25 protein-coding genes are annotated in these 21,932 nt (G+C 66.7%); 12 read left to right on the top strand and 13 right to left on the bottom strand.

Annotated elements, in window-relative coordinates; all coding sequences use genetic code 11:
- Positions 1-87 precede the first annotated feature (87 nt).
- Positions 88-426 (top strand): PH domain-containing protein, encoded by a 339-nt coding sequence (locus tag H7J73_RS21750; protein ID WP_264069919.1) that lies wholly within the window; start codon positions 88-90, stop codon positions 424-426.
- Here the strand turns inward: H7J73_RS21750 and H7J73_RS21745 are convergent.
- On the bottom strand, positions 423-1,271 hold the full coding sequence (locus tag H7J73_RS21745) for a DoxX family protein (RefSeq protein WP_264069746.1): 849 nt from the start codon (positions 1,269-1,271) through the stop codon (positions 423-425). The two genes, H7J73_RS21750 and H7J73_RS21745, sit on opposite strands and share 4 nt — an antisense overlap.
- Positions 1,272-1,450: 179 nt before the next feature.
- On the opposite strand from H7J73_RS21745, the gene H7J73_RS21740 reads away from it, so the two are divergent.
- Together H7J73_RS21740 and H7J73_RS21735 are read left to right on the top strand one after the other, a co-directional pair.
- Positions 1,451-2,581: a PQQ-dependent sugar dehydrogenase gene (locus H7J73_RS21740; RefSeq protein WP_264069745.1), complete on the top strand. Its 1,131-nt coding sequence runs from the start codon at positions 1,451-1,453 to the stop codon at positions 2,579-2,581.
- Positions 2,582-2,783: 202 nt separating this feature from the next.
- Entirely contained in the window at positions 2,784-3,593 is an 810-nt protein-coding gene (locus tag H7J73_RS21735; protein WP_264069744.1) for a hypothetical protein, read from the top strand.
- A gap of 1 nt (position 3,594) precedes the next feature.
- On the opposite strand, the gene gatB is transcribed toward H7J73_RS21735, so the two are convergent.
- Positions 3,595-5,112: an Asp-tRNA(Asn)/Glu-tRNA(Gln) amidotransferase subunit GatB gene (gene gatB, locus H7J73_RS21730; RefSeq protein ID WP_264069743.1), complete on the bottom strand. Its 1,518-nt coding sequence runs from the start codon at positions 5,110-5,112 to the stop codon at positions 3,595-3,597.
- 79 nt (positions 5,113-5,191) lie between these two features.
- On the opposite strand from gatB, the gene dhaK reads away from it, so the two are divergent.
- Genes dhaK through H7J73_RS21705 form a run of 5 tightly spaced genes read left to right on the top strand, consistent with a single transcriptional unit; the run spans position 5,192 to position 8,294 of the window.
- A complete protein-coding gene (gene dhaK, locus H7J73_RS21725) occupies positions 5,192-6,196 on the top strand; it encodes a dihydroxyacetone kinase subunit DhaK (protein ID WP_264069918.1) in 1,005 nt (334 codons plus the stop codon).
- A 1-nt stretch (position 6,197) separates the two neighbouring features.
- Positions 6,198-6,818, top strand: coding sequence for a dihydroxyacetone kinase subunit DhaL (gene dhaL / locus H7J73_RS21720; protein ID WP_264069742.1), 621 nt, complete (start codon positions 6,198-6,200; stop codon positions 6,816-6,818).
- A 13-nt stretch (positions 6,819-6,831) separates the two neighbouring features.
- Positions 6,832-7,560, top strand: coding sequence for a dihydroxyacetone kinase phosphoryl donor subunit DhaM (gene dhaM / locus H7J73_RS21715; protein ID WP_264069741.1), 729 nt, complete (start codon positions 6,832-6,834; stop codon positions 7,558-7,560).
- A 51-nt stretch (positions 7,561-7,611) separates the two neighbouring features.
- Positions 7,612-7,746 (top strand): hypothetical protein, encoded by a 135-nt coding sequence (locus H7J73_RS21710; RefSeq protein WP_264069739.1) that lies wholly within the window; start codon positions 7,612-7,614, stop codon positions 7,744-7,746.
- Positions 7,743-8,294 (top strand): TetR/AcrR family transcriptional regulator, encoded by a 552-nt coding sequence (locus H7J73_RS21705; RefSeq protein WP_264069738.1) that lies wholly within the window; start codon positions 7,743-7,745, stop codon positions 8,292-8,294. The genes H7J73_RS21710 and H7J73_RS21705 overlap by 4 nt, the downstream gene beginning before the upstream one ends.
- On the opposite strand, the gene H7J73_RS21700 is transcribed toward H7J73_RS21705, so the two are convergent.
- The 5 genes from H7J73_RS21700 to gatC all read right to left on the bottom strand — a co-directional run bounded on the left by H7J73_RS21700 (position 8,281) and on the right by gatC (position 12,476).
- Positions 8,281-9,207, bottom strand: a complete 927-nt coding sequence (locus H7J73_RS21700) for an LLM class flavin-dependent oxidoreductase (RefSeq protein WP_264069737.1) — start codon at positions 9,205-9,207, stop codon at positions 8,281-8,283. The genes H7J73_RS21705 and H7J73_RS21700 overlap by 14 nt on opposite strands.
- Positions 9,208-9,347: 140 nt before the next feature.
- A complete protein-coding gene (locus tag H7J73_RS21695; RefSeq protein ID WP_264069736.1) occupies positions 9,348-9,584 on the bottom strand; it encodes an AAA family ATPase in 237 nt (78 codons plus the stop codon).
- Positions 9,585-9,646: 62 nt separating this feature from the next.
- On the bottom strand, positions 9,647-10,678 hold the full coding sequence (locus H7J73_RS21690) for an ATP-dependent 6-phosphofructokinase (protein ID WP_264069735.1): 1,032 nt from the start codon (positions 10,676-10,678) through the stop codon (positions 9,647-9,649).
- Positions 10,679-10,695: 17 nt separating this feature from the next.
- On the bottom strand, positions 10,696-12,180 hold the full coding sequence (gene gatA, locus H7J73_RS21685; protein ID WP_264069734.1) for an Asp-tRNA(Asn)/Glu-tRNA(Gln) amidotransferase subunit GatA: 1,485 nt from the start codon (positions 12,178-12,180) through the stop codon (positions 10,696-10,698).
- Positions 12,177-12,476, bottom strand: a complete 300-nt coding sequence (gatC, locus tag H7J73_RS21680; protein ID WP_264069733.1) for an Asp-tRNA(Asn)/Glu-tRNA(Gln) amidotransferase subunit GatC — start codon at positions 12,474-12,476, stop codon at positions 12,177-12,179. Before gatC ends, gatA begins: the two co-directional genes overlap by 4 nt.
- A gap of 79 nt (positions 12,477-12,555) precedes the next feature.
- Between gatC and H7J73_RS21675 the strand changes: the two genes are divergently transcribed.
- The gene (locus H7J73_RS21675; protein WP_264069732.1) at positions 12,556-13,215 is read left to right on the top strand and encodes an ACT domain-containing protein; all 660 of its coding nucleotides are present in this window, start codon (positions 12,556-12,558) and stop codon (positions 13,213-13,215) included.
- A 3-nt stretch (positions 13,216-13,218) separates the two neighbouring features.
- Here H7J73_RS21675 and H7J73_RS21670 read toward each other — a convergent pair whose 3' ends face one another.
- Together H7J73_RS21670 and ligA are read right to left on the bottom strand one after the other, a co-directional pair.
- Positions 13,219-14,286, bottom strand: coding sequence for an Rv0361 family membrane protein (locus tag H7J73_RS21670; protein WP_264069730.1), 1,068 nt, complete (start codon positions 14,284-14,286; stop codon positions 13,219-13,221).
- Positions 14,287-14,487: 201 nt separating this feature from the next.
- On the bottom strand, positions 14,488-16,569 hold the full coding sequence (ligA, locus tag H7J73_RS21665; RefSeq protein WP_264069729.1) for an NAD-dependent DNA ligase LigA: 2,082 nt from the start codon (positions 16,567-16,569) through the stop codon (positions 14,488-14,490).
- A 75-nt stretch (positions 16,570-16,644) separates the two neighbouring features.
- On the opposite strand from ligA, the gene H7J73_RS21660 reads away from it, so the two are divergent.
- Positions 16,645-17,061: an MmcQ/YjbR family DNA-binding protein gene (locus H7J73_RS21660; RefSeq protein ID WP_264069728.1), complete on the top strand. Its 417-nt coding sequence runs from the start codon at positions 16,645-16,647 to the stop codon at positions 17,059-17,061.
- Positions 17,058-18,662: a 4-coumarate--CoA ligase family protein gene (locus H7J73_RS21655; RefSeq protein WP_264069727.1), complete on the top strand. Its 1,605-nt coding sequence runs from the start codon at positions 17,058-17,060 to the stop codon at positions 18,660-18,662. Before H7J73_RS21660 ends, H7J73_RS21655 begins: the two co-directional genes overlap by 4 nt.
- Before the next feature lie 19 nt (positions 18,663-18,681).
- Here the strand turns inward: H7J73_RS21655 and H7J73_RS21650 are convergent, their stop codons facing one another.
- From H7J73_RS21650 to H7J73_RS21635, 4 genes are all read right to left on the bottom strand, one after another.
- A complete protein-coding gene (locus H7J73_RS21650; RefSeq protein WP_264069726.1) occupies positions 18,682-18,915 on the bottom strand; it encodes a hypothetical protein in 234 nt (77 codons plus the stop codon).
- A gap of 48 nt (positions 18,916-18,963) precedes the next feature.
- A complete protein-coding gene (locus H7J73_RS21645) occupies positions 18,964-19,977 on the bottom strand; it encodes a uroporphyrinogen decarboxylase/cobalamine-independent methonine synthase family protein (RefSeq protein WP_264069725.1) in 1,014 nt (337 codons plus the stop codon).
- Positions 19,978-20,238: 261 nt separating this feature from the next.
- Entirely contained in the window at positions 20,239-20,778 is a 540-nt protein-coding gene (locus tag H7J73_RS21640) for a hypothetical protein (protein ID WP_264069724.1), read from the bottom strand.
- Positions 20,699-21,178 carry a DUF222 domain-containing protein gene (locus H7J73_RS21635; RefSeq protein ID WP_264069723.1) on the bottom strand — a complete coding sequence of 160 codons (480 nt, stop codon included), beginning with the start codon at positions 21,176-21,178 and terminating at the stop codon, positions 20,699-20,701. Before H7J73_RS21635 ends, H7J73_RS21640 begins: the two co-directional genes overlap by 80 nt.
- Positions 21,179-21,497: 319 nt before the next feature.
- On the opposite strand from H7J73_RS21635, the gene H7J73_RS21630 reads away from it, so the two are divergent.
- Entirely contained in the window at positions 21,498-21,932 is a 435-nt protein-coding gene (locus H7J73_RS21630; protein ID WP_264069722.1) for an SRPBCC family protein, read from the top strand.

Here is a 21,932-nt window from a genome sequence, read left to right as displayed (position 1 = left end):
AGGTCAAATTTCTCACCTATCGAAAGATGGAATGATGGCGGAGTGCCTACTCCTGTCGTCGAACCCGTGGTGATCAAGATTTCGCCGATGGCCCTGCTCGCGGTCGGGTTCACCACGCTGGGGTTGCTGATCCCGGTGCTGGCCTGGCCGTGGGCGCTGCCGCTGCTGCTGATTCCGGTGGTGCTGGCGGCGATGATCGTGCGGCTGCGGACCGTGGCCGACCACGACACAGTGACGGCCCGATCGCTGCTGAGCAGCAGGACGGTGAGCTGGGAGGAGATCGACGGACTCAAGTTCGTGAAGTCCTCATGGGCCAGGGCCCGCCTCAAGGACGGCAGTGAACTCCGATTGCCCGCGGTGACGTTCGCGACGCTTCCGCTGCTCACCGAGGTCAGCGACGGCCGGGTGCCCAACCCGTACAGCTAGCCGACTAGCGGATTCGCCCCGTTCAGCAGCACCCAGATGGCGATACCGCCGCCGATCCCCACCAGCAGCGCGACGAAGGATCCGATGAAAGGCCTTCGCGCCCAGCCGCGCCCGGCGTCGAAACCCCATCGGCCCGGCCCACACAAGATGATCGCGGCGGCGACCACGATCAAGGTGATCACGAACTCGTGCCCGGCGGGGAGGAAGAACTGCAATTGGGCCGGGTTCTCCTGCAACATAACCCCGGCCAGCAGGGCGTTGATCAGGTAGGCGAGCGCGACGGCGGCGGCCAGCGGGGTGAACAGACCCAGTACCAGCAGCACACCAGCGGCGATCTGGCCACCTGCGGCGGCATAGACGAGAAGATCGGCATGCTGGAAACCGAGCCCTTCGAGCGAATCGCGGAAGCTGCCGAGTCCCTGGCCGCCCCACCAGCCGAAGATCTTCTGCAGTCCGTGGGCGATCAGCAGCGCACCGAAAGCCGCGCGCAGCAGAAAAAGTCCCAGGTCCTGGGTGCCGCGGCGGCCGGCGTTGCGCGCCCGGTCGTAGTCCTCGGGCTCGATCTCGGTGGGGCCGATCATCGGGCGCATCGGCTGCGGCTGCACATAAGGCAACGGCTCGGGATCATTGAGCAGCGCATAGCCGTTGCTCGATGACGGGCTGGCCGTGCCGTAGCTCGAGCCATAGTTCGTGATCGTGGTGGTCTCGAAGTCGCCGCCGTAGGTCGCCGACGGCATATCGTCTTCGGGGTCGACCAGGCTCGCCGAGGCCGGCCGGGAGCTGCCGGCTCCAGACGACGCATCGCCTGGTCGCTGCCAGTGTGGGTCATTCGAAGGACTCGTCACGAGAGTCAGGGTAAGTGCAAGTTCTCGCGAATCGGGGATTTGAGCGGCGCTTTTGCCTGCAATTTTGGACATTTTCGCCAGTTGTGACCGGGTCGTGATCTGCCCGCCGAACAATTCGCCGACGAGCCCTGCCGACGGTCCGTGGCGAGCACTCCCGCGCGATCCGTAACCTGGTGGGCATGCTGACGCGCTGGCCGGTCCAGGGTGTTCGGGCCGCACTGTGCGCCGGACTCGTTCTCGCCCTGCCTATTGCGGGCTGTGCGCGCTTCGACGAGACCCAGTCGCAGCCGTTCACCACCGAACCCGAACGCAAGGCACCGCCGCCGTCGACCCCGCCGCCACCGCCCCCGCTGCCGGCCAAGCCGTTCCCGAAAGAGTGCCCGGCGCCCGGTGTGATGCAGGGCTGCCTGGAGAGCACCAGCGGCCTGATCATGGGCGACGACAGCAAGACCGCCCTGGTGGCCGAGCGCACCACGGGCGCGGTGAAGGAGATCTCGGTCAGCGCGGAGCCCAAGGTGAAGACGGTCATCCCGGTCGACAGCACCGGTGACGGCGGCCTGCTGGACATCAAGCTTTCGCCGACCTATTCGCAGGACCGGCTGATGTACGCCTATATCAGCACTCCAACCGACAATCGGGTGATCCGGATCGCCGATGACGACATCCCGAAGGAAATCCTGACGGGGATCCCCAAGGGTGCGACGGGCAACGCCGGTTCGCTGATCTTCACCAGCCCCACCACACTGGTGGTGCAGACCGGCGATGCGGGCAACCCGGCCCTGGCCGCGGACCCCAATTCACTCGCAGGCAAGGTGCTGCGCATCGAGCAACCGACCACGGTCAACCAAGCACCGACCACCACCGCCCTCAGCGGAATGGGCAGCGCGGGCGGGATGTGCGTCGACCCGTCGGACAACTCCCTCTACATCACCGACCGCACCCCGACCGCGGACCGGCTGCAGCGCATCGCGCCAGACTCGAAGACCTCAACCGTGTGGACGTGGCCCGATAAACCGGGTGTCGCCGGCTGTGCGGCCCTCGACGGCACAGTGCTGGTCAACCTGGTGAACACCAAGCAGACCGTGGCGGTGCGACTGGCGCCGGCGACCGGTGCCGTCACCGGCGACCCGGAAGTCCTGCGGCAGGACACCCATGGGCACGCCTGGGCGCTGCAGCTCTCCCCCGACGGAAATGTCTGGGCCGCGACGGTGAACAAGACAGCCGGCGACGCCGAGAAACTCGACGACGTCGTGTTCCCGCTGTTCCCACAGGGCGGCGGCTTCCCGCGCAGCAACGCCGACAACACTTAGCCGACGACGGCGACGGTCCACACCGCGGCGCCGACCGGGCCGCGACTAATAGCGCTGGGGCGCAATCACTCTCAACGGATCTTCGGTCACCGAAACGACTCGGCGCGGCTACGATTCCATAACTCTCAACATTGCCCCTTGAGCAGCGTCAGTAACACGCTACGTTTCACTACGCCGTCAGGATCAGCGGAACGGGGGCGTGGTGCGCAGGACTGTCAGCCGGCTGGCGTCGACCTCGATGGCGACCGTCGTCCTGCTCGGGACTGCCGCATTCCTCGGGCCGACCGCCAGCGCCGAGCCCAGCCCGGGCGTGCCCTGCGGTGACATCATCGAACAGCTGGCAGCCTCACGGGATGCACTGCCGGAGGCACTCCAGGCCGCCGCCGCCGCGCTGGCGTCCCTGCCCGATGCGGCGGCCGTGCTGCCCACCGTGACCGAGGCAGCGGCGCCGCTGGCCGATAGCGCGGCCGTCGTCGCTGACGCCGCCGCCGCTGTTCCACCCGCGCCTGTTGCCGTGCCCCTCGGTGTTCCGCCCGTCCCCGCGGGCCTGCCGACCGTGCCGGTGCCTGCCGTGCCCACGGCGGTCCCACCCGTTCTGGCGCCGCCTCCGGTTCCGGTGGTGGCCGGTCCGCCCATCGACGCGGTGCCATTCGCAGCGCCGGTGGAAGCAGCCCAGGTGGAAGCAGCGCCCGTCACCGAACTCGCCGCGACGATGCCAGAAGCTGCAGTACCTCCAACACCCGACGCCGCGCCGCCGGCACCTGTAGCCGCGCCCGTCGCCGCGCCATTGCCCGTTGAGGCAGCAACCGTCGATCACGCCGTCGCGGTGGTGGGACCTCCCGGTCCGGCGGCCCTGCCACCGGTACCGGTCGTGGCGCCGGCGGTACCCGCCGAGATTCCGATGCCGCCGGTAGCGGCCATCCCCGGGGTGGCCGACCTACCTGGCGTGCCGGTGCTCCCGACGACCCTGTCAATGCCGCACGACCTGGTCTGCGAGGGCACCGGCTGGTAGGTCAGCTACAGGCAGCAAGCACGAGTTCGCGCACGCGCGCAGCGTCGGCCTGACCCTTCGTCGCCTTCATGACGGCACCGACGATCGCACCGGCCGCGGCCACCTTGCCACCCCGGATCTTCTCTGCGACATCGGGATTGGCGGCCAATGCCTCATCGACAGCGGCTTGGATCAGCGAGTCGTCCCGCACGACGGCCAGCCCGCGGGCGGTCATCACCTGCTCGGGTTCACCCTCACCGGCGAGCACACCTTCGATGACCTGGCGGCCCAGTTTGTTGGAGAGCTTGCCCTCGTCGACCAACGCGATGACGGCAGCGACCTGCTTCGGCGTGATGGCCAGCTCATCGAGCTGCACCCCAGCCTCGTTGGCCTTCTGCACCAGGAAGTTTCCCCACAACGCCCGGGCCGCCTCGACCGAAGCACCCTCGGCGACGGTGGCCGCCACCAGATCCAGCGCACCGTTGTTCACGAGGTCACGGAAAACCTCGTCGGACAGGCCCCAGTCCTGCTGAATCCTGTTGCGCACCAACCACGGAAGCTCCGGGATGGTCTCCCGGAGCCGATCGACCAGTTCCCGGCTCGGGGCGACCGGCTCGAGATCGGGCTCGGGAAAATACCGGTAGTCCGCCGCGGTCTCCTTCGCGCGACCTGCGGTGGTGTAGCCCGCCTCGTTGAAGTGCCTGGTCTCCTGGACGATGCTGCCACCGGCTTCGAGGACCGCGGCCTGACGGCGCATTTCGTAGGTGACGGCCACTTCGACGCTGCGCAGCGAGTTGACGTTCTTGGTCTCGGTGCGGGTGCCGAATTCCTTGACGCCCTTGAGTTTCAGCGAGACATTGGAGTCGCAGCGCATCGAACCCTGGTCCATCCGCACGTCGGAAACACCGAGGCCTTTCAACAGATCACGCAGGGCGGTGACGTACGCCCTGGCGATCTGCCCGGCCCGCTCGCCCGTCTCCTCGATCGGTTTGGTGACGATCTCGATCAGCGGAACCCCGGCGCGGTTGTAGTCCAGCAGCGATTCAGTGGCACCTTCGATACGGCCGGTCTCACCGCCGATGTGCAATGCCTTGCCGGTGTCCTCTTCCATATGGGCGCGTTCGATCTGCACCCGCCAGGTGGTCCCGTCTTCCAGTGGCACGTCGAGATAGCCGTTGATCGCGATCGGCTCGTCGTACTGGGAGATCTGGTAGTTCTTCGGCATGTCGGGATAGAAGTAGTTCTTGCGAGCGAAGCGGCACCACGGCACGATCTCGCAGTTCAGCGCCAGGCCGATCCGGATAGCCGATTCGACGGCCGCCTCGTTGAGCGTCGGCAGCGCGCCAGGCAGGGCCAGACACACCGGGCAGACCTGGGTATTGGGTTCCGCGCCGAACTCGGTGCTGCAACTGCAGAACATCTTGGTGGCCGTCGAGAGCTCGACGTGCACCTCGAGGCCGAGGACGGGATCGTAGCGATCGATGACCTCGTCATAGTCGAGGAGTTCGGCCTCGCCTGAGCGAGTACTTGCAGCGGTCATTCCCCGATTTTAGTGTGGTCGGCTTTTACCTAGTCGAATGGCGGTTGTTCCGGCCGGGCCACCGTGCTCAGATGACACCGTGAAGAAGCTCATCAATGATCCCGCCGACGTAGTCAAGGACGCGCTTCGCGGAATCGAGGCCGCGCACAGCGACCGCCTACGGGTCGATCACGAGAACCGGGTGATCTACCGCAAGGACGCGCCGGTGAGGGGCAAGGTCGGCCTGGTATCGGGCGGCGGCTCGGGTCACGAACCCCTGCACGGCGGGTTCGTCGGCGTCGGTATGCTCGACGCCGCCTGTGCGGGTGAGGTTTTCACCTCCCCCGTGCCGGATCAGATGATGGCGGCCACTGCTGCCGTCGACGGCGGGGCGGGTGTTCTGCACATCGTGAAGAATTACACCGGCGACGTGATGAACTTCGAAATGGCGGCGGAACTGGCCGCCGCCGACAGCGGGACCGAGGTGGTGTCGGTAGTTACCGACGATGACGTCGCGGTCCAGGACAGCACGTGGACCGCGGGCCGGCGTGGTGTCGGCGTCACGGTCCTGCTGGAGAAGATCGTCGGAGCCGCGGCCGAGGAAGGCCGCCCGCTGGGTGAGGTCGCCGACCTGGCCCGCAAGGTCAACGGCCAGGGCCGCAGCATGGGCCTGGCCCTGACGTCGTGCACGGTTCCCGCGGCGGGCAAGCCGACGTTCGAGCTCGGCGAGTCTGAGTTCGAACTCGGTGTCGGCATCCACGGCGAGCCAGGGCGGCAGCGGCTTCCACTGGTGCCGGCGAAGGACCTCGCCGCGCTGCTCGTCGAGCCGATCCTCGGCGATCTGCCCTACGGCAAGGGCGATTCGGTGATCGCATTCGTCAATGGCATGGGCGGCACGCCGCTACTCGAGCTCTACGTGATGTACAACGAGGTCGCCCAGCTGCTGGGCAAGGCCGGGGTCACGGTCGCCCGCTCACTGGTCGGCAACTACATCACCTCACTGGAGATGGCCGGCTGCTCGGTGACGCTACTCAAGGTCGACGACGAACTGGTCCGGCTCTGGGACGCGCCGGTGAACACTCCCGGCCTGCGGTGGGGCGTCTGAGGTGCCCACGGTCGAGAACTTCAGTGCCTGGCTGCGCGACTACGCGGCCGTGGTGCACGACAACGCCGGCCTGCTAACCGATCTCGACTCGGCGATCGGGGACGCCGACCACGGCTCCAACATGGATCGGGGCATGACCGCGATCGTCGCCCTGCTCGACGCGAACACCTTCGACACCGCCGACGCCTTGTTCAAGAAAGTGGGCATGACGCTGGTCAGCACCGTCGGCGGAGCGAGTGGACCGTTGTACGGCACCTTCTTCCTACGCTTCGGTGCAGCCCTGCAGGGTGTCGATCCGATCGGGGCGCCGGCACTCGGCGCGGCATTACGGGCGGGTGTCGACGGCGTCCTGGCGCGCGGCAAGGCCGATCTCGACGACAAGACCATGTACGACGCGCTGGCCCCCGCGCTCGCGGCGTATGACGCTGCCACCGGCGACGGGATCGGTCCCGCGCTCGCGGCGGCCGCATCGGCAGCGGCCGCCGGCCGGGACCGGGTCACGCCGCTGGTGGCCCGCAAAGGCCGGGCGAGTTATCTCGGCGAGCGCAGCGCCGACCATCAGGATCCCGGCGCCACCAGCGTCACGCTGCTGCTGGAATCCGCGGCGGCGACGCTGTCGTGATCGGCTTGGTGTCGTGATCGGACTGGTCGTCGTATCCCACAGCCGCGCGCTCGCCGACGCCGCTGTCGGTCTGGCTGCCGAGATGGTCCACGGTGGCGGCCCGACGGTGACGGTCGCGGCCGGCCTCGATGCCGATACCTTCGGCACCGACGCGACGGCAGTGGCAGCGGCTATCGAGGAGGCGGACAGCCCCGACGGTGTCTTGGTGCTGATGGACCTCGGCAGCGCGGTGATGTCCGCGGAGCTGGCCCTGGAGCTGGTCGACCCGGAGATCGCCGCGCACGTCAGGCTGTGCTCGGCGCCGCTGGTGGAAGGCCTGGTGGCCGCGGTCGTCACCGCCGGGACCGGTGCGTCGCTCGAGGCGGTCACCGCCGAGGCGCTGCGCGGCCTTGCCGCCAAGCAGGACCACCTGGGCGATGTACCCGTCGCCGCGGAGAAGTCCGCGGACAGCGAAGTTTCCACGGCCGCTGAGATTTTCGACGAAGTCGAGATCGTCAACGAGATGGGCATCCATGCCAGGCCGGCCGGCAAGTTGGTCACGATGCTCGGCCAGTACGACGCCGAGGTGAGCATCACCAACCTCACCCGTGATATCGGCCCGGTCGTCGCCGACAGCATGATCATGCTCGTGACCCTGGACACCAAGAAGGGTGATCGGCTGCGGGTCAGCGGGACCGGCCCGGCCGCGGCGGCCGCAGTCGAGACGGCCGTCGCGTTCATCGCGGCGGGCCTGGGTGACTAGAGCCCCAGATGTCGAGCCGCGTAGCGAAGAGCGTGGCATTAGCGTGGAGCCGTGGACTGGGAGTTCGGGGCGGTGGTCACAACGTCATTGATGCCGGAGAACGGCGTGTATCTGGTACCGCTGGACCGGGCGCTGCACCGTTCCCCGATCGCGGTCGAGCCTGCCCGCCGAAAGTGTCCGGCATGACAGCGCCCCGCCCCCTCCGTGCCGATGCTCAGCGCAGCCGTGAACGTGTGATCAGCGCTGCCACGGACGTATTCCTGCGCGACGGTGCCGACGGTTCGCTGGAGGAGATCGCCCGCCAGGCAGGCGTTGGATCGGCAACGCTGCACCGGCATTTTCCGTCACGGTGGGACCTGCTCGACGCGGTATTCACCGATACGGTCCGGGCGCTGTGTGAACAGACCACAGCCGATGCCGCGGACCGGGAGCCTGCGGCGGCACTGACGTCGTGGCTGCACGCGGTAGGTGAGTATTTCGCCGCAGTGCGTGGACTGGCGGCCGCCATGCTGCACACCGGCGGGCACGCGTCGTGCGAGGCGTGTCACCAGATCCTGGTGCACGCCGGCGGTCCGCTCCTGGCGCGGGCTATCGCATCTGGCGCAGTGCGACAGGACGTCACCATCGACGAACTGCTTGCGCTGGTGGGTGGAGTGGCTCTCGCGACCGAACACGACCCGCACGCCGGCCATCGGCTGCGTGCCCTCGCCCTGGAGGGCATCAGACCCCGGTGACATCGGCGGCGATGGACTCGAGCTCGTCCACGCCGGAGCTGAAGTCTGCCGCCACCGGCATCAGGACCACATGATCGGCGCCGGCGTCGAGGTACCGTCTGGCCGCCGCGGCGATGGTCGCGCCGGAGCCGGCGGCGGTGAGGTCGGCGGTCAGACGATCGCTGCCATCGATGCGATCCTGTGCGGTGTAGCCGAAGCTGTCGAGCACCCGTCCGTACGGAACACCTGGCATCGCGAAAATCTGCGAAATGCTCTGCGAGGCAGCCTTTTTGGCTGCATCTTCGTCGTCGTCGGTGAATGTCGTCAATCCGACGATGATCAGCTTGTCTGCTCCGAGCACCGATCTGATCTCCTCGACGTAGCGTGGCGGAACCAGTGTCGGGAACACCCCGTCGGCGATCTCACCGGCTTGCCGTACCGACCGCCGACCATTGGCGCCCAGCACGGTGGGGTAGTCGACAGCGGGTGCATCCAGAATCGGAACAGGTTCCGGCATCCTCGTTACGTACTGCCGCAACTGGGCCAGTGGCTGGCGATACTCCAGGCCCGCCAATGGCGCCATGAAGTCATAGCCTGATCCGATCCCCAGCACGAAGCGATCCGGAAAGGCTTCCACCAATTGATGCGCCGCGGCGTGGGCCACCATCGGCGGCCGAGCCCACATCGGCGTCACCGACGTTCCGAAAGTCAGCCGATCGGTGGCGCCCAGCAGGATGGCGATCTGCACGAAGACGTCCTTGCCGCCCACCCCTTCGTTGGCCCAGGCGTTGCGATAACCCGCGGCTTCCAGCCGTCGTGCGGCCTCGATCTGTTCGTGCACCGGGGGTGCCGCAGACAGGCCGACGCTGGGCAACGCGAATCCGATCGGGCGCAGGGTTCGGCGAACGGCTGTGATGCGTTCCGGGGTGAGCATGTCCGAACTCCTCAGCTCGAATTAAATGGGGTGTCACCCCATTTATCTTTTTCCAGACGCTACGCACCCACAGTCCGAGCGGTCAAGAGCCCTGCCGTTCGGACGATGGGGAGAGAAAGACCGCACCACCGATCGAGCAATCACCACCGCACAGCGTCGGCGATGAGATCGACGATCGCGTCTGGATCCTGCTCAGCCTCGATCGCCGGATTGTCACGATGGTCGTCAACGCCCGGTACCTCGCGTCGCAACACGTCCTGGCTCACCACTGCCAGTCCGTAGCGATCCCGCAGCCTGCGGGCGATCGTCGATTTTCCCGACCCGCTGCTGCCACGCAGAATGACGAGCACCGTGCCCGCCGACCCGACACCGACCACCCGGAAATCAGACCAATAACTCGCCCGCTACCGAGCGCGCGCCACGCCCGATGGGCGACCAACTAGCCGAAGAAAGCCGCCGCATCGTCATAACGACTCTGCGGCACCAACTTCAGCTGTTTGACCGCGTCTGCCAACGGCACGCGGCCGATCTCCTGACCGCGCAGCGACACCATCATTCCGTATTCGCCGGCGTGCGCGGCGTCGGCAGCGTTGACCCCGAATCGGGTGGCGAGCACCCGGTCGTAGGGCGTGGGCGTGCCGCCACGCTGGACGTGGCCGAGCACCGTCGTGCGCACTTCTTTTTTCATGCGCTTCTCGATCTCGATCGCCAGCTGCTGGGCGACCCCGGTGAACTTCTGATGCCCGAACTCGTCAATTCCGCCGTCGCGCAGCATCATTGAACCCTCAGCGGGTTTCGCGCCTTCGGCCACCACACAGATGAAATGCGAGTCACCACGCTGGAAGCGGGCCTTGACCAGCCGACAGACTTCCTCGACGTCGAAGGGCTGCTCGGGAATCAGCGTCATGTGCGCGCCCGACGCCATACCCGCGCTCAGTGCGATCCAGCCGGCGTGGCGGCCCATCACCTCGACGAGCATCACCCGCTGATGTGATTCCGCGGTGCTGTGCAGCCGGTCGATGGCCTCGGTCGCCACCGTCAGAGCGGTATCGAAGCCGAAAGTGACGTCAGTGCAGTCGATGTCGTTGTCGATCGTCTTCGGCACGCCGACGACGGGCACATCCTCCTCCGAGAGCCAGTGCGCCGCGGTCAACGTACCCTCGCCGCCGATCGGGATCAACACGTCGATGCCGTTGTCCTCGAGGGTCTGCTTGATCTGGTCGAGACCGGCCCGCAGTTTGTCCGGGTTGACGCGCGCGGTGCCCAGCATGGTGCCGCCCTTGGCCAGCAGCCGGTCGTTGCGGTCGTCGTTCTTGAGCTGAACGCGCCGGTCTTCCAGCAGCCCACGCCACCCGTCGAGGAAGCCGACGACCGATGAGCCGTACCGCGCGTCACAGGTACGCACCACCGCCCGGATGACGGCATTCAGCCCTGGACAGTCACCGCCACCGGTGAGAACTCCGATCCGCATATGCCTATCTTCCCCTGTCAGAGCGCCGTCGGCAGCGCACCGCGAGCAGCCTCGTAGGCAGCGCCCACCCGGTAGAGCCGGTCATCGGCCAGCGCGGGCGCCATGATTTGCAGTCCCACCGGCAGGTTGTCGTCAGGCGACAATCCCGACGGCACCGACATGCCGCAGTGCCCGGCCAGGTTCAGCGGCAGGGTGCACAGGTCGAACAGGTACATGGCCAGCGGGTCGTCGACCTTCTCCCCTAGGCGGAACGCCGTAGAAGGAGTGGCCGGTGAGACCAGCACGTCCACCGTCCGGTAGGCCGCGTCGAGGTCGCGCCCGATCAGGGTGCGGACCTTCTGCGCCTGGTTGTAGTACGCGTCGTAATACCCTGCCGAGAGAGCATAGGTGCCAATCATGATGCGGCGTTTGACTTCTGGACCGAATCCGGCCGCCCGGGTCAGTGCCATCACTTCTTCGGCGCTGTGCGTGCCGTCGTCGCCGACGCGCAGGCCGTAGCGCATCGCATCGAAGCGGGCCAGGTTCGACGACACTTCCGACGGCAGGATCAGGTAGTACGCAGCCATCGAATAGTCGAAATGCGGGCAGTCGACCTCGCTGATCTCGGCGCCGAGCGCGCGCAGCTGATCTATGGCGGCGTTGAAGGATTCCAGCACGCCCGGCTGGTAACCCTCACCGCTGTGCAGCTGTTTGACCACGCCGACCCGAACGCCCTTGAGATCGCCGGTCGCGCCGGCGCGGGCTGCTCCGACGACATCGGGAACCGCGGCGTCCACCGAGGTCGAATCCCGTGGATCGTGGCCGGCGATGACCTGGTGCAGAAGCGCGGTGTCGAACACCGTCCGCGCACACGGTCCGCCCTGGTCCAGCGACGAGGCGCAAGCGACCAAGCCGTAGCGCGACACGGTGCCGTAGGTCGGTTTGACCCCGACAGTCGCCGTCAGAGCGGCGGGCTGGCGGATCGAGCCGCCGGTGTCGCTGCCGATCGCCAGGGGCGCCTGGAACGCCGCCAGGGCCGCGGCGCTGCCGCCGCCGGAGCCACCGGGAACCCGGTCGGTGTCCCACGGGTTGCGGGTCGGGCCGAACGCCGAGTTCTCGGTCGAGCTGCCCATGGCGAACTCGTCCATATTGGTCTTGCCCAGGATCGGGATCCCGGCCGCACGCAGTTTCACTGTCACCGTCGCGTCGTACGGCGAGGTCCAGCCTTCGAGGATCTTCGATCCACACGTCGTGGGCATATCGGTCGTGGTGAACACGTCCTTGAGCGCCAGCGGCACGCCGGCCAGCGCCGATGGCAGCTTGTCACCGGCGGCCACCGTGGCATCGACGGCGGCCGCGGCTGCCAGCGCCTGCTCGGCTCCGACATGCAGAAACGCGTGGTATGCGCCGTCGGTCGCCTCGATCTGGTTCAGGTGCGCCTTGGTCACCTCGGTCGACGACACCTCTTTGGCGGCAATCCGGGACGCCAGCTCGGCGGCGGACAGCCGGACCAACTCACTCACTGGCTCTCCCCCAGAATCTGCGGTACGGCAAAGCGGCCATCGACGGCGCGCGGCGCCTCTGCCAGGGCTTGCCCCTGAGTCAGGCACACCTCGACCACATCGGGCCGCGTCACATTGACCTCGGACAACGGGTTACCGGTGGGCGCGACGCCGGTGACATCGACTGCCTGCACCTGGCTGACATGCTGGAGGATCGCGTCGAGCTGGCCGGAGAAACTATCCAGCTCGTCATCGGTCAGGGCCAATCGGGCCAATCGGGCCAGATGGGCCACATCGTCTCGGGAGATCTGCGACACGAGCGCCAACTGTAGTCAAGTGGGCCGGAGCCGATCTGCCCGGAGTGCTCTGGGCGACCGGCTGTGCGACAGTGTGCGCGTGCCTTCGTATCTGCTACGGGTCCAGCTGGACGATCGGCCGGGCAGCCTCGGGTCTCTTGCCGTGGCGCTCGGCTCGGTGGGCGCTGACATTCTTTCCCTGGATGTCGTGGAGCGCGTCTCGGGATACGCCATCGACGATCTGGTCGTCGACCTGCCGCACGGTTCGATGCCCGACACGCTGATCACGGCCGCCGAGAACCTCACCGGGGTGCGGGTCGACAGCATCCGGCCGCACACCGGACTACTCGAGGCGCACCGCGAACTCGAACTCATCGACCACATCGCCGCTGCCGAGAACAAGCTGGCCAAACTGCAGGTACTGGCCGACGAGGCGCCACGGGTCCTGCGCGTCGGCTGGTGCACCGTCGTCTGCGTCGGCGACGCGGGCCTTGACCGCATTGTGGGCAGCCGGGGCGCCCCGGAAACCCAGCCGAGTTCGGCGCCCTGGCTGCCGCTGGAGCACGCGGCCGCACTCGACGCGACCGCCGACTGGTTGCCGCAGTTGTGGCGGGACATGGACACCACGCTGGCCGCGGCACCGCTGGGTGACCCGTTGACCGCCGTCATGCTCGGCCGTCCCGGCGGACCGGACTTCCGGCCCTCCGAGGTCGCGCGGCTGGGTTATCTGGCCGGTATCCTGGCGACCATCCTGCGCTGAAACCTAGCTGGGCCCGGCCACGACCGGCGGGTGCGCGGTGAGATCGACAGCCGTCGAGATCGGCTGAACGGAGTTGAAAACCGCAGGACCACCGTCGATTTCATTCGCCGTCACCTGGTACGTGGCGGTGCCCGCGACCACCACCCTTGTCGTCGTCGGCAACAGCGACTGAGTCACCTTGCTGAGGTCGATCGGACCGTTGATCTGCACCGTGCTGGTGTCGAACGGCATCCCGGGATCCCAGGGCGGGCACCTGTAGGAGCTGGGATCACTCGCGAGACAGCCGATTATCCAGGTCTCCAGCGCCTTGTTGACGGCGTCGTGGCCGGCGTTGTTGAGGGTGAAATCGAACGTCAGAACACTGCCGACATCTGCCGCCGTGAGGCTGTCCAACAACAGCGGCGACGACAGCACATCAAGATAGGGAATGGTCGACGTGATGCCGAGATATCCAGGGAATGCATCGAAGTGGTCGTCCTTGCCCAGCGGCTCGCCCAGCACGCTCAACGTTGCGGCGGGCCCGCCCGGGGATATCTGCGCCATGGTGTCGACGCTGACTGTCGCGCTCTTCAGCTTCCAGCGACCGTCCACTTTTTGGACCGGGATAGCAGCCTGAGAGTGCTTGTCTCCGAAGTCGGCCGACGCGTGCACCAGCGCGGTATTCGCTGATTCCAGCGTTTTGTCCTGCGTGACAACGATATTCGTTATGGGCCAGTTCTTGAGCTGCTTCTCGAGCATGTCGGCCGTCACGTACTTGCGCGAGGCAGGTTGGGCGATGCCAAGATTCAGCGCGGCATCGGCATCACCGTTGGCCAACGCGTCGAGGTAGTCCTTGACGACCTCCTGAGCACTGCCGGTGCCCGCCTTGGTCTGAGCGTCCCCGTTGTTCAGCACCATCGCCACCACGATGCCCACGATGGCGATGACGGCGATGCCCGACAGGGCGATGACAAGTGGTCGACGGCTCCGGCGCGAGGGCGGATAACTCTGGTATCCAGGCGGATACAACTGCCAACCAGACGGCGGAGATTGCCACTCAGGCGGCGTGCGGGCCCCGTTACCCGGTGTCATCGGCCGCGGGCCACCGAGCGAACCAGGAGCGTCGCAACTACCGACACCATCCCGTCACCGCACCACAGCAACTCTCTGTCGTGGGACCTGGCACGCACCCCAACCTCCGTCCCGTTACCGAAACCGACTGCTTGGTCGATGAACTAGACGCATTCTATCCACGTTCGGCCGAGCTACACCGCTACAGAATTGGGCGCCGCCCTACTCTGGTGAGCTAACCTCTGGCCCGTCTGCCAGCAACCTACGGAAGCCGTCTTCGTCGAGAATCGGCACACCGAGTTCGACCGCTTTGTCGTACTTCGATCCCGGCGCATCGCCTGCCACCACGTAAGCCGTCTTCTTCGACACCGAGCCCGCGGCCTTTCCACCGCGCACGAGGATTGCCTCCTTGGCCTCGTCCCGGGAGAAGCCGGGCAGCGACCCCGTCACCACGATCGACAACCCCTCCAGCGTGCGTTCGATGCTGCTGTCTCGCTCGTCGGCCATCCGCACACCGGCGGCCTGCCACTTCTCGACGATCGATCGGTGCCAGTCGACGGTGAACCATTCGACCACCGCCGCGGCGATGGTGGGCCCGACGCCCTCAACGGCGGCAAGTTCCTGCTCCGACGCCTCGGTGATGGCTTCCAGACTGCCGAATTCGCCGGCCAGCGCCCTGGCGGCGGTCGGCCCGACATGGCGAATCGACAACGCCACCAGCACCCGCCACAGGGCCTGCGACTTCGCCTTGCCCAAATTGGCAAGCAGCCGTTTGCCATTCGCCGAGAGCTCACCCTTCTGCGTGGTGAACAGGTCGGTGCGCAGCAAGTCGTCCTCGGTGAGCTCGAACAGGTCGCCCTCGTCGGTGATCACCCCGGCCTGCAGCAGCGCGATACCCGCCTCGTAACCGAGGCCTTCGATATCGAATGCGCCGCGGCCGGCCACGTGGAACACCCGCTCGCGCAGCTGTGCCGGACAGGTTCGCGAATTGGGGCACCGGATATCGGCGTCCCCCTCCTTCGCCGGCGCCAGGGTGGTGCCGCATTCGGGACAGTGGGTGGGCATGACGAATTCGCGCTCGGAGCCGTCGCGGAGATCGACCACCGGGCCGAGTACTTCCGGGATGACATCACCCGCCTTACGGATGACCACGGTGTCGCCGATCAGCACACCTTTGCGCTTGACCTCTGAGGCGTTGTGCAGCGTCGCCAGCCCGACCGTAGAGCCGGCCACCTTGACCGGCTCCATGTACGCAAACGGTGTGACCCGTCCGGTGCGCCCGACGTTGACCCGAATGTCGAGCAGCTTGGTGGTGGCCTCCTCGGGCGGATATTTGTAGGCGATGGCCCAGCGCGGCGCGCGTGACGTCGCCCCGAGCCGACGCTGCAGTGAGACCTCGTCGACTTTCACCACGACACCGTCGATTTCGTGCTCGACGTCGTGACGGTGTTCGCCCCAGTAGACGATCCGCTCCTGCACCGCGTCGATACCCTGCACCCGGGTGGTGTGGTCGGACACCGGTAGCCCCCACGCCTTGAGGGCCAGATAGGCGTCGTGCAGCGTCGGCGGGCTGAAACCCTCGGCGTGCCCAAGACCATGGCAGATCATCCGCAGCCTGCGGCGCGCGGTGACCGCAGGGTTCTTCTGCCGCAGCGACCCAGCGGCACTGTTGCGCGGATTGGCGAACGGTGGCTTGCCCTCCTCTACGAGTCCGGCGTTGAGTTCTTCGAAATCGGCCACCCGGAAGAAGACCTCACCGCGCACCTCCAGGACGGCCGGCATCGGGTAGTCGGCACTGGCCGTCAAGCGTTCCGGGATGTCCTCGATGGTGCGGGCGTTGAGAGTGACGTCCTCACCGGTGCGGCCGTCGCCCCGCGTGGCGGCCCGCTCGAGGCGCCCGTCGCGGTACACCAGCGCCAGCGCGACGCCGTCGATCTTGAGTTCACACAGGTAATGGACGTCGTCACCGATCTCGGTGCGCAACCGGACGGCCCACGCGGCCAGCTCCTCGGCGTTGAAGACGTTGTCCAGCGACAGCATCCGCTCGAGGTGATCGGCTGAGGTGAAATCGGTGGCGAAACCGGCACCGCCGACCAGCTGCGTCGGAGAGTCCGGAGTGCGCAGCTCAGGGTGCTTTTCCTCGAGCTCGGTCAGCGTGCCGAGCAGCGTGTCGAATTCGCCGTCGGAGATGACCGGTGCATCACGCACGTAGTAACGGAACTGGTGCCCACGCACCTCATCGGCCAATTCCTGCCACTGCCGGCGCACGTCTGGATCGAGTGGATCCGCTTCGACTGGGCTCACTGCTGAAGGTTATCGAAGTGCACCGACAGCCGAGCAGGCATCGTCTGGGTGGGTTCCCGTCGCTAGGGTGGTTGCGTGCCACACCCGATCATGTTCAGCGACGACGACCTCGGGTTGGCAGAGCTGCGCCAGATCGCGCTGCGGTTCCCCGACGCCTTCGAAAAGATCTCCCACGGCCGTCCGTCGTTCTTCGTCACCAAGATGTTCGCCATGTATGGCGGCAGCTCCAAGACTGCGGTGCCGGGCACGATGGCCCGGTTCTCGCATTCACTGCTGGTCAAGGTCGACGAGGTCGACCGGGCCGCCCTGCAACGGGATGGACGGTTCTTCTTTCCCGCCTATCTGGGGCCCAGCGGCTGGCTCGGCCTCGACTTCACCGCCGCAAAGATCGACTGGGCCGAGGTGACCGAACTGGTCGACGCGTCCTATCGCCTCGTCGCACCGAAGAAACTGATCAGAGAACTCGACGATTCGACCCACGGAGCATTATGAGTTTCGCCAGCCCCTTCCCCGATATCGTCGTTCCCGACGAGACGGTCTACGAGTACCTCTTCGGTGAACTCACCGAGGCCGACGGCGATCGCGTCGCACTGGTCGACGCCGGCTCCGGCGCCGAGACCACCTACCGCGACCTGGTCACCCGGGTGGACGCGTTCGCCGGTGCACTGGCCGATCGCGGTGTCAGGGTCGGTGACGTGGTGGCGCTACTGGCCCCCAACAGTTCGGCGTTCGCCGTGGCCTTCCACGGCATCCTGCGGGCAGGTGCGACGGCTACCACCGTGAACGCGCTGTTCACCGCGAAGGACATCGCCAAGCAGCTCACGGATGCGCACGCCAAGATGCTCATCACCGTCAGCCCACTGCGCGCCCAGGCCCTGGAAGGTGCCGCGCACGCGGGTTTGTCACCAGCGGAGGTGATCATCCTCGACGGGGCCGGCGAGGCCGTCGACGGGCACCCGAACGCCGATGACCTGTTGGCTTCGGGCGCGGATGCCCCGGAGATCACCGTCGACCCGGACACGCATTTGGCCGCACTGCCCTACAGCTCGGGCACCACCGGTAATCCCAAGGGCGTCATGCTGACCCACCGCAATCTGGCGGTGAACGTCGCGCAGATCCGGCCCATCCAGGGCGTCACCAAGGACGACGTGGTCATCGCGGTGCTGCCGTTCTTCCACATCTACGGGATGACCGTGCTGTTGAACGCCGCACTGCACGCCCGCGCGCGGCTGGTGATCATGCCGTCGTTCGACCTCACCAAGTTTCTCGCGACCATCCAGAACCACCGCTGCACAGTGGGTTACATCGCCCCGCCGGTCGCTGTCGCGCTGGCCAAGCACCCGGTGATCGACGAGTACGACCTGTCCTCAATGCGCATCGTGATGTCCGGTGCCGCGCCGCTCGATGAGGAGCTCGGCCACGCCGTCGCCAAGCGGCTCGACTGCCGCGTGGTTCAGGGCTACGGCATGAGCGAGCTCAGCCCGGTCAGCCATTGCATGCCCTTCGACGGTGGTGCGGAATCGGTCGGGATCGCCGCCCCGTTGAACTCCTGCGGCTGGACCATACCCAACGCCGTCAGCAAGATCGTCGACCCGGAAACCGGAGCCGAGATCGGCGTACCGGAATCCGGACTCAGCGCCCCCGGCGAGCTCTGGTACCGCGGGCCCAACGTGATGGCGGGCTACCTCGGCAACGCGGCGGCGACTGCGGAAACCATTGACGCCGAAGGCTTTCTGCACACCGGTGACATGGCCTGCGTGGACTCGTCGGGCTGCGTCTACATCGTCGACCGGCTCAAGGAGCTGATCAAGTACAAGGGCTATCAGGTGCCACCCGCAGAGCTCGAGTCGCTGCTGTTGACCCACCCTGACATCGCCGACGTAGCCGTCATCGGGGTGACCGACGCCGGGTCCGGCGAGGAGATCCCGAAGGCGTTCGTGGTGAAGCAATCCGGCACCGACCTCAGTGCCGAGACCGTGATGGACTTCGTCGCCGAGAACGTCGCGCCGTACAAGAAGGTGCGTCAGGTCGAGTTCATCGACGCCATCCCCAAATCAGCGTCCGGGAAGATCCTGCGCAAAGATCTGCGGTAGCGACCTCTCCGCTTTGTTGTCAGGCGTGCCCGGTGTCGATGTATCGCCGCACCCGGTTGCCGCCCTTGCGGAAGTTCGTGGTTCGCAGCTTGCCGGTTGCGGTGTCATGCCCCTCAAAAGTCCACTGCATAACCCCGTGTGTTTGGGGCCCGTTGATGTCCTCCACCACGAACGGAAGCTGATTTACCCCGGCAGCAGTCCCGATGGTGTCGCCTTTGACGATCAATTCGGGGTCTACATCCTCGTAATCCATTGCTTCCCTCTTCGGTTTGCCCCCAGCTGCTCGGGGTTGTGTTCCTGTCTACACCGCTTCCGGGTCCTCCGCGAAGGCGTCGGCGACCTTGTGCACAAGCCCGATTGCGGTCTTCGCCCAGGCCGTGGTGGCACCGGCGAGTCCGCAGGCGGGTGTGACGCCGATCCGCTCCGCCAGCACCGCGCGGGGAAAGCCGAGCCGGTCGGTGACCTGCGCGGCGACCTTGGCGACCTCTTCGACGTCGGGGCGAACCGCCGGCGCCGTCGTCGGCACCACACCGAGCATGACCACCCGGCCGGCTTCGACGAACTCGCCGATACCGTCCAGGTCGGCGGGTTCGAGTGTCGCCACGTCGACCGAGATCGCGCTGAGCATGCTGCGCTGCAACATCTTCCACGGCAACTCCGACGCACAGCTGTGCAGTGATACCTCGGTGCCGACGGTGGCAATGCAGATGTCGAGGAGTTCGGTGGCCACCGATTCGTCAACCGGGTGCACGGGCGAGAAGCTGGTGACACCGCTCAGCCGGCCGGCCAGCGCCACCTGAAGCAGCGGCTCATCGAACTGCACCACCACCGTGGTGGACAGCCGTCGCGCCAGCTCGGCACGGTGCAGCGCGACGCCTTCGGCCAGCGATACGGTCAGGTCGCGCAGCGCGCCCGGGTCGGTGATGGCCCGGTGCCCGTTCGGCAGTTCGAGCTGGGCGGCAAGCGTGATCGGCCCCGGCGCCTGCACCTTGACCGGACGTCCGGAGGTACCAAGGCCCGCGATCTCCCACGCTTCTTCGAGGGCGTCGACATCCTCGTCGAGCAGGCTCGCCGCCCGCCGGGTGACAGCGCCCGGCCGAGCGACGATCCGGTATCCGCGCGGCACGGTGTCGATGGCGATATCGACCAGCAGCGCGCCGGCCCGCCCGATGATGTCAGCACCCACTCCCCTGGCCGGGAGCTCGACCAGGTGCGGCAGAGCGCCAGCCAATTCGCCGACGACGATCTCCGCGGCCTGGCGCGCGGATGTTCCGGGCCAGGAGCCGATGCCGGTGGCCGTACTGAAGACACTCACGAGGAAACACTCACGTGGCAACCGTACTGTGAAGCGTGGCCGTGGTGCGTCGGAGAGTGGTGCGCTGCCCTGCACCGAGAAGCCAGGGCCGCCCTGTCTGTGCAAAAAGCCCGGCTGGCCCGACTTTCCTCGGCTCCGTCGCCTCCGGCTAAAGCTCGGGCTAAAGAGGTGGCGCCCCTTGGCTTTCGATGTTGTGGGCGCGCTCGGCCGCACGGCGGTATGCCCGCTCTTGGGCGCGGGTGCGTTTTCGTTTCGGTAGCTTCAGCTCGGCACTGGGGCGCGCGCCGGCGGGGTGCGATTCGGTGGCGACGGTGCGGTGATGATGTTCCAGTCCGGGAACAGCAGGCTGCTGCCGGGTTTGGTGGTGTAATTCTTGCCCGTGGGGCTGGTGACGATGATGGTGCCATCGGGGCGTTGTTCATCCGACCAGCCGTCTCCGCCGGTCCACCAGGTTTTCAACAGATGATGCTTTCGGCAGTAGCACCCCGGGAATCGGCACGTCAGATCCCGCATCCGGACGAATTCCGCAGGCTTGGCCGACGGAATATGGTGCCGCTCAGCTTCCAGGCCCTGGCTGACGACGTGCCGAACTGTCACCCCGGTACGGATCAACTCCGCCAGCAGCGCCGGCGGCACGATACCGCCGCCAACGATGACACCGGCAGTGGGGCGCGCGGGCCGCGGAGCGGGTTCGGGCTCAGGCTTACCTTCGCCGTGCAGATCAGGATCGGGCCGGGCAGTCGGGGCTTGCGCACCGACATGACAGCTGATCCGAACCCGCCGCCAATGCGCCCAACGCATCGGCGCGGCGCTGCCCCACCGTGCGCGGATCATCCGCACAAACACCACTAGCCATCACCGTCAAGCGCTTCTTCACCACCGCGCCATCGGTGACGAACAACCGCCCCCAGATCGACGTCGTGCCGATGTCGTCCTCCCAATCACCGATGGTGATATCGCGCTGACGAACCGCGCCCCGCCGCCGGCGCACCGCGTCAGGATCATGCTGCTCGATCAACTGATCAATCTTCTTCTCCACCTGGAGATCAGACAGCCCGCCCCAGACCACCACCCGCTCCGCCAACGTCGCATCCAGCACGGGCAACACGTCCTCGTCGACAAACTTGGTGCGATACTTCAGCTTCTGCACCACCTTCAGGTCGACCACACCCGCCAAGAACAACACGTTGACCGCAGGCACCCGATCCCGCAGAAACAACGCCGATGTTCAACGCCGCGCCCACCTCCGCGGCGACAGATTCCCACGGGTCACAGGTCCACAGATGCCGCTCATCAGCCTCATCACCACACCGGCGGGTCACCAACTCCGCAATCGGCGCCAACCGCCGCGCATCACTGACCGCCGACGCCCGCCCATACCCCTGCACCGCCCCGACCAGCCCAGCATCAGAGACCTCACACAGCTCGGCAGGCCCCAGCAACGACCCGTCGAACATGCGTTCGACTATGCCACAACACGGTGACACGCTGACACAAAAGCCGGGCTAACGTTTCTGGGCATGGTCAACATTCATGTGGAACGGGTGATCGACGCCTCACCGCAGCGGGTCTTCGACTGGCTGGCCGATCCGGCCCGCCTGACGACCGCTCCGCTGGTGCTCAAGGCCGACTGGGCGCAGGGTTCTGCCGCACAGGGTGTCGGCGCCGTGCGGGAAGTATGGGGAACCGGCATGTGGTTCCGCGAGGAGATCACTGCCTACGACCCGCCGAAGAGTTACTCGTATCGAATTACCCGCTCGCTACCGGTCTTTGACCACGACGGCGGCACCCTGACCTTCACGCCGACGGGCGACGGCACGCACGTCGACTGGCTCAGCAGCTACACCCATCCGGCTCGCGCGGGCGGTAAGGCGATGGAGGCGATCAGCTCACGGCTGTTGCTGTGGAATTTCGGAGCGATCCTCACGAGCTGCGGCAAGGATCTCGAGCCCTAG

Origin of the sequence: Mycolicibacterium komossense (genome assembly GCF_025822605.1) — a bacterium.
GTDB lineage: Bacteria > Actinomycetota > Actinomycetes > Mycobacteriales > Mycobacteriaceae > Mycobacterium > Mycobacterium komossense.
Note: the sequence above shows the minus strand (reverse complement) of the source record. Positions and strands in the feature narration are given on the sequence as shown.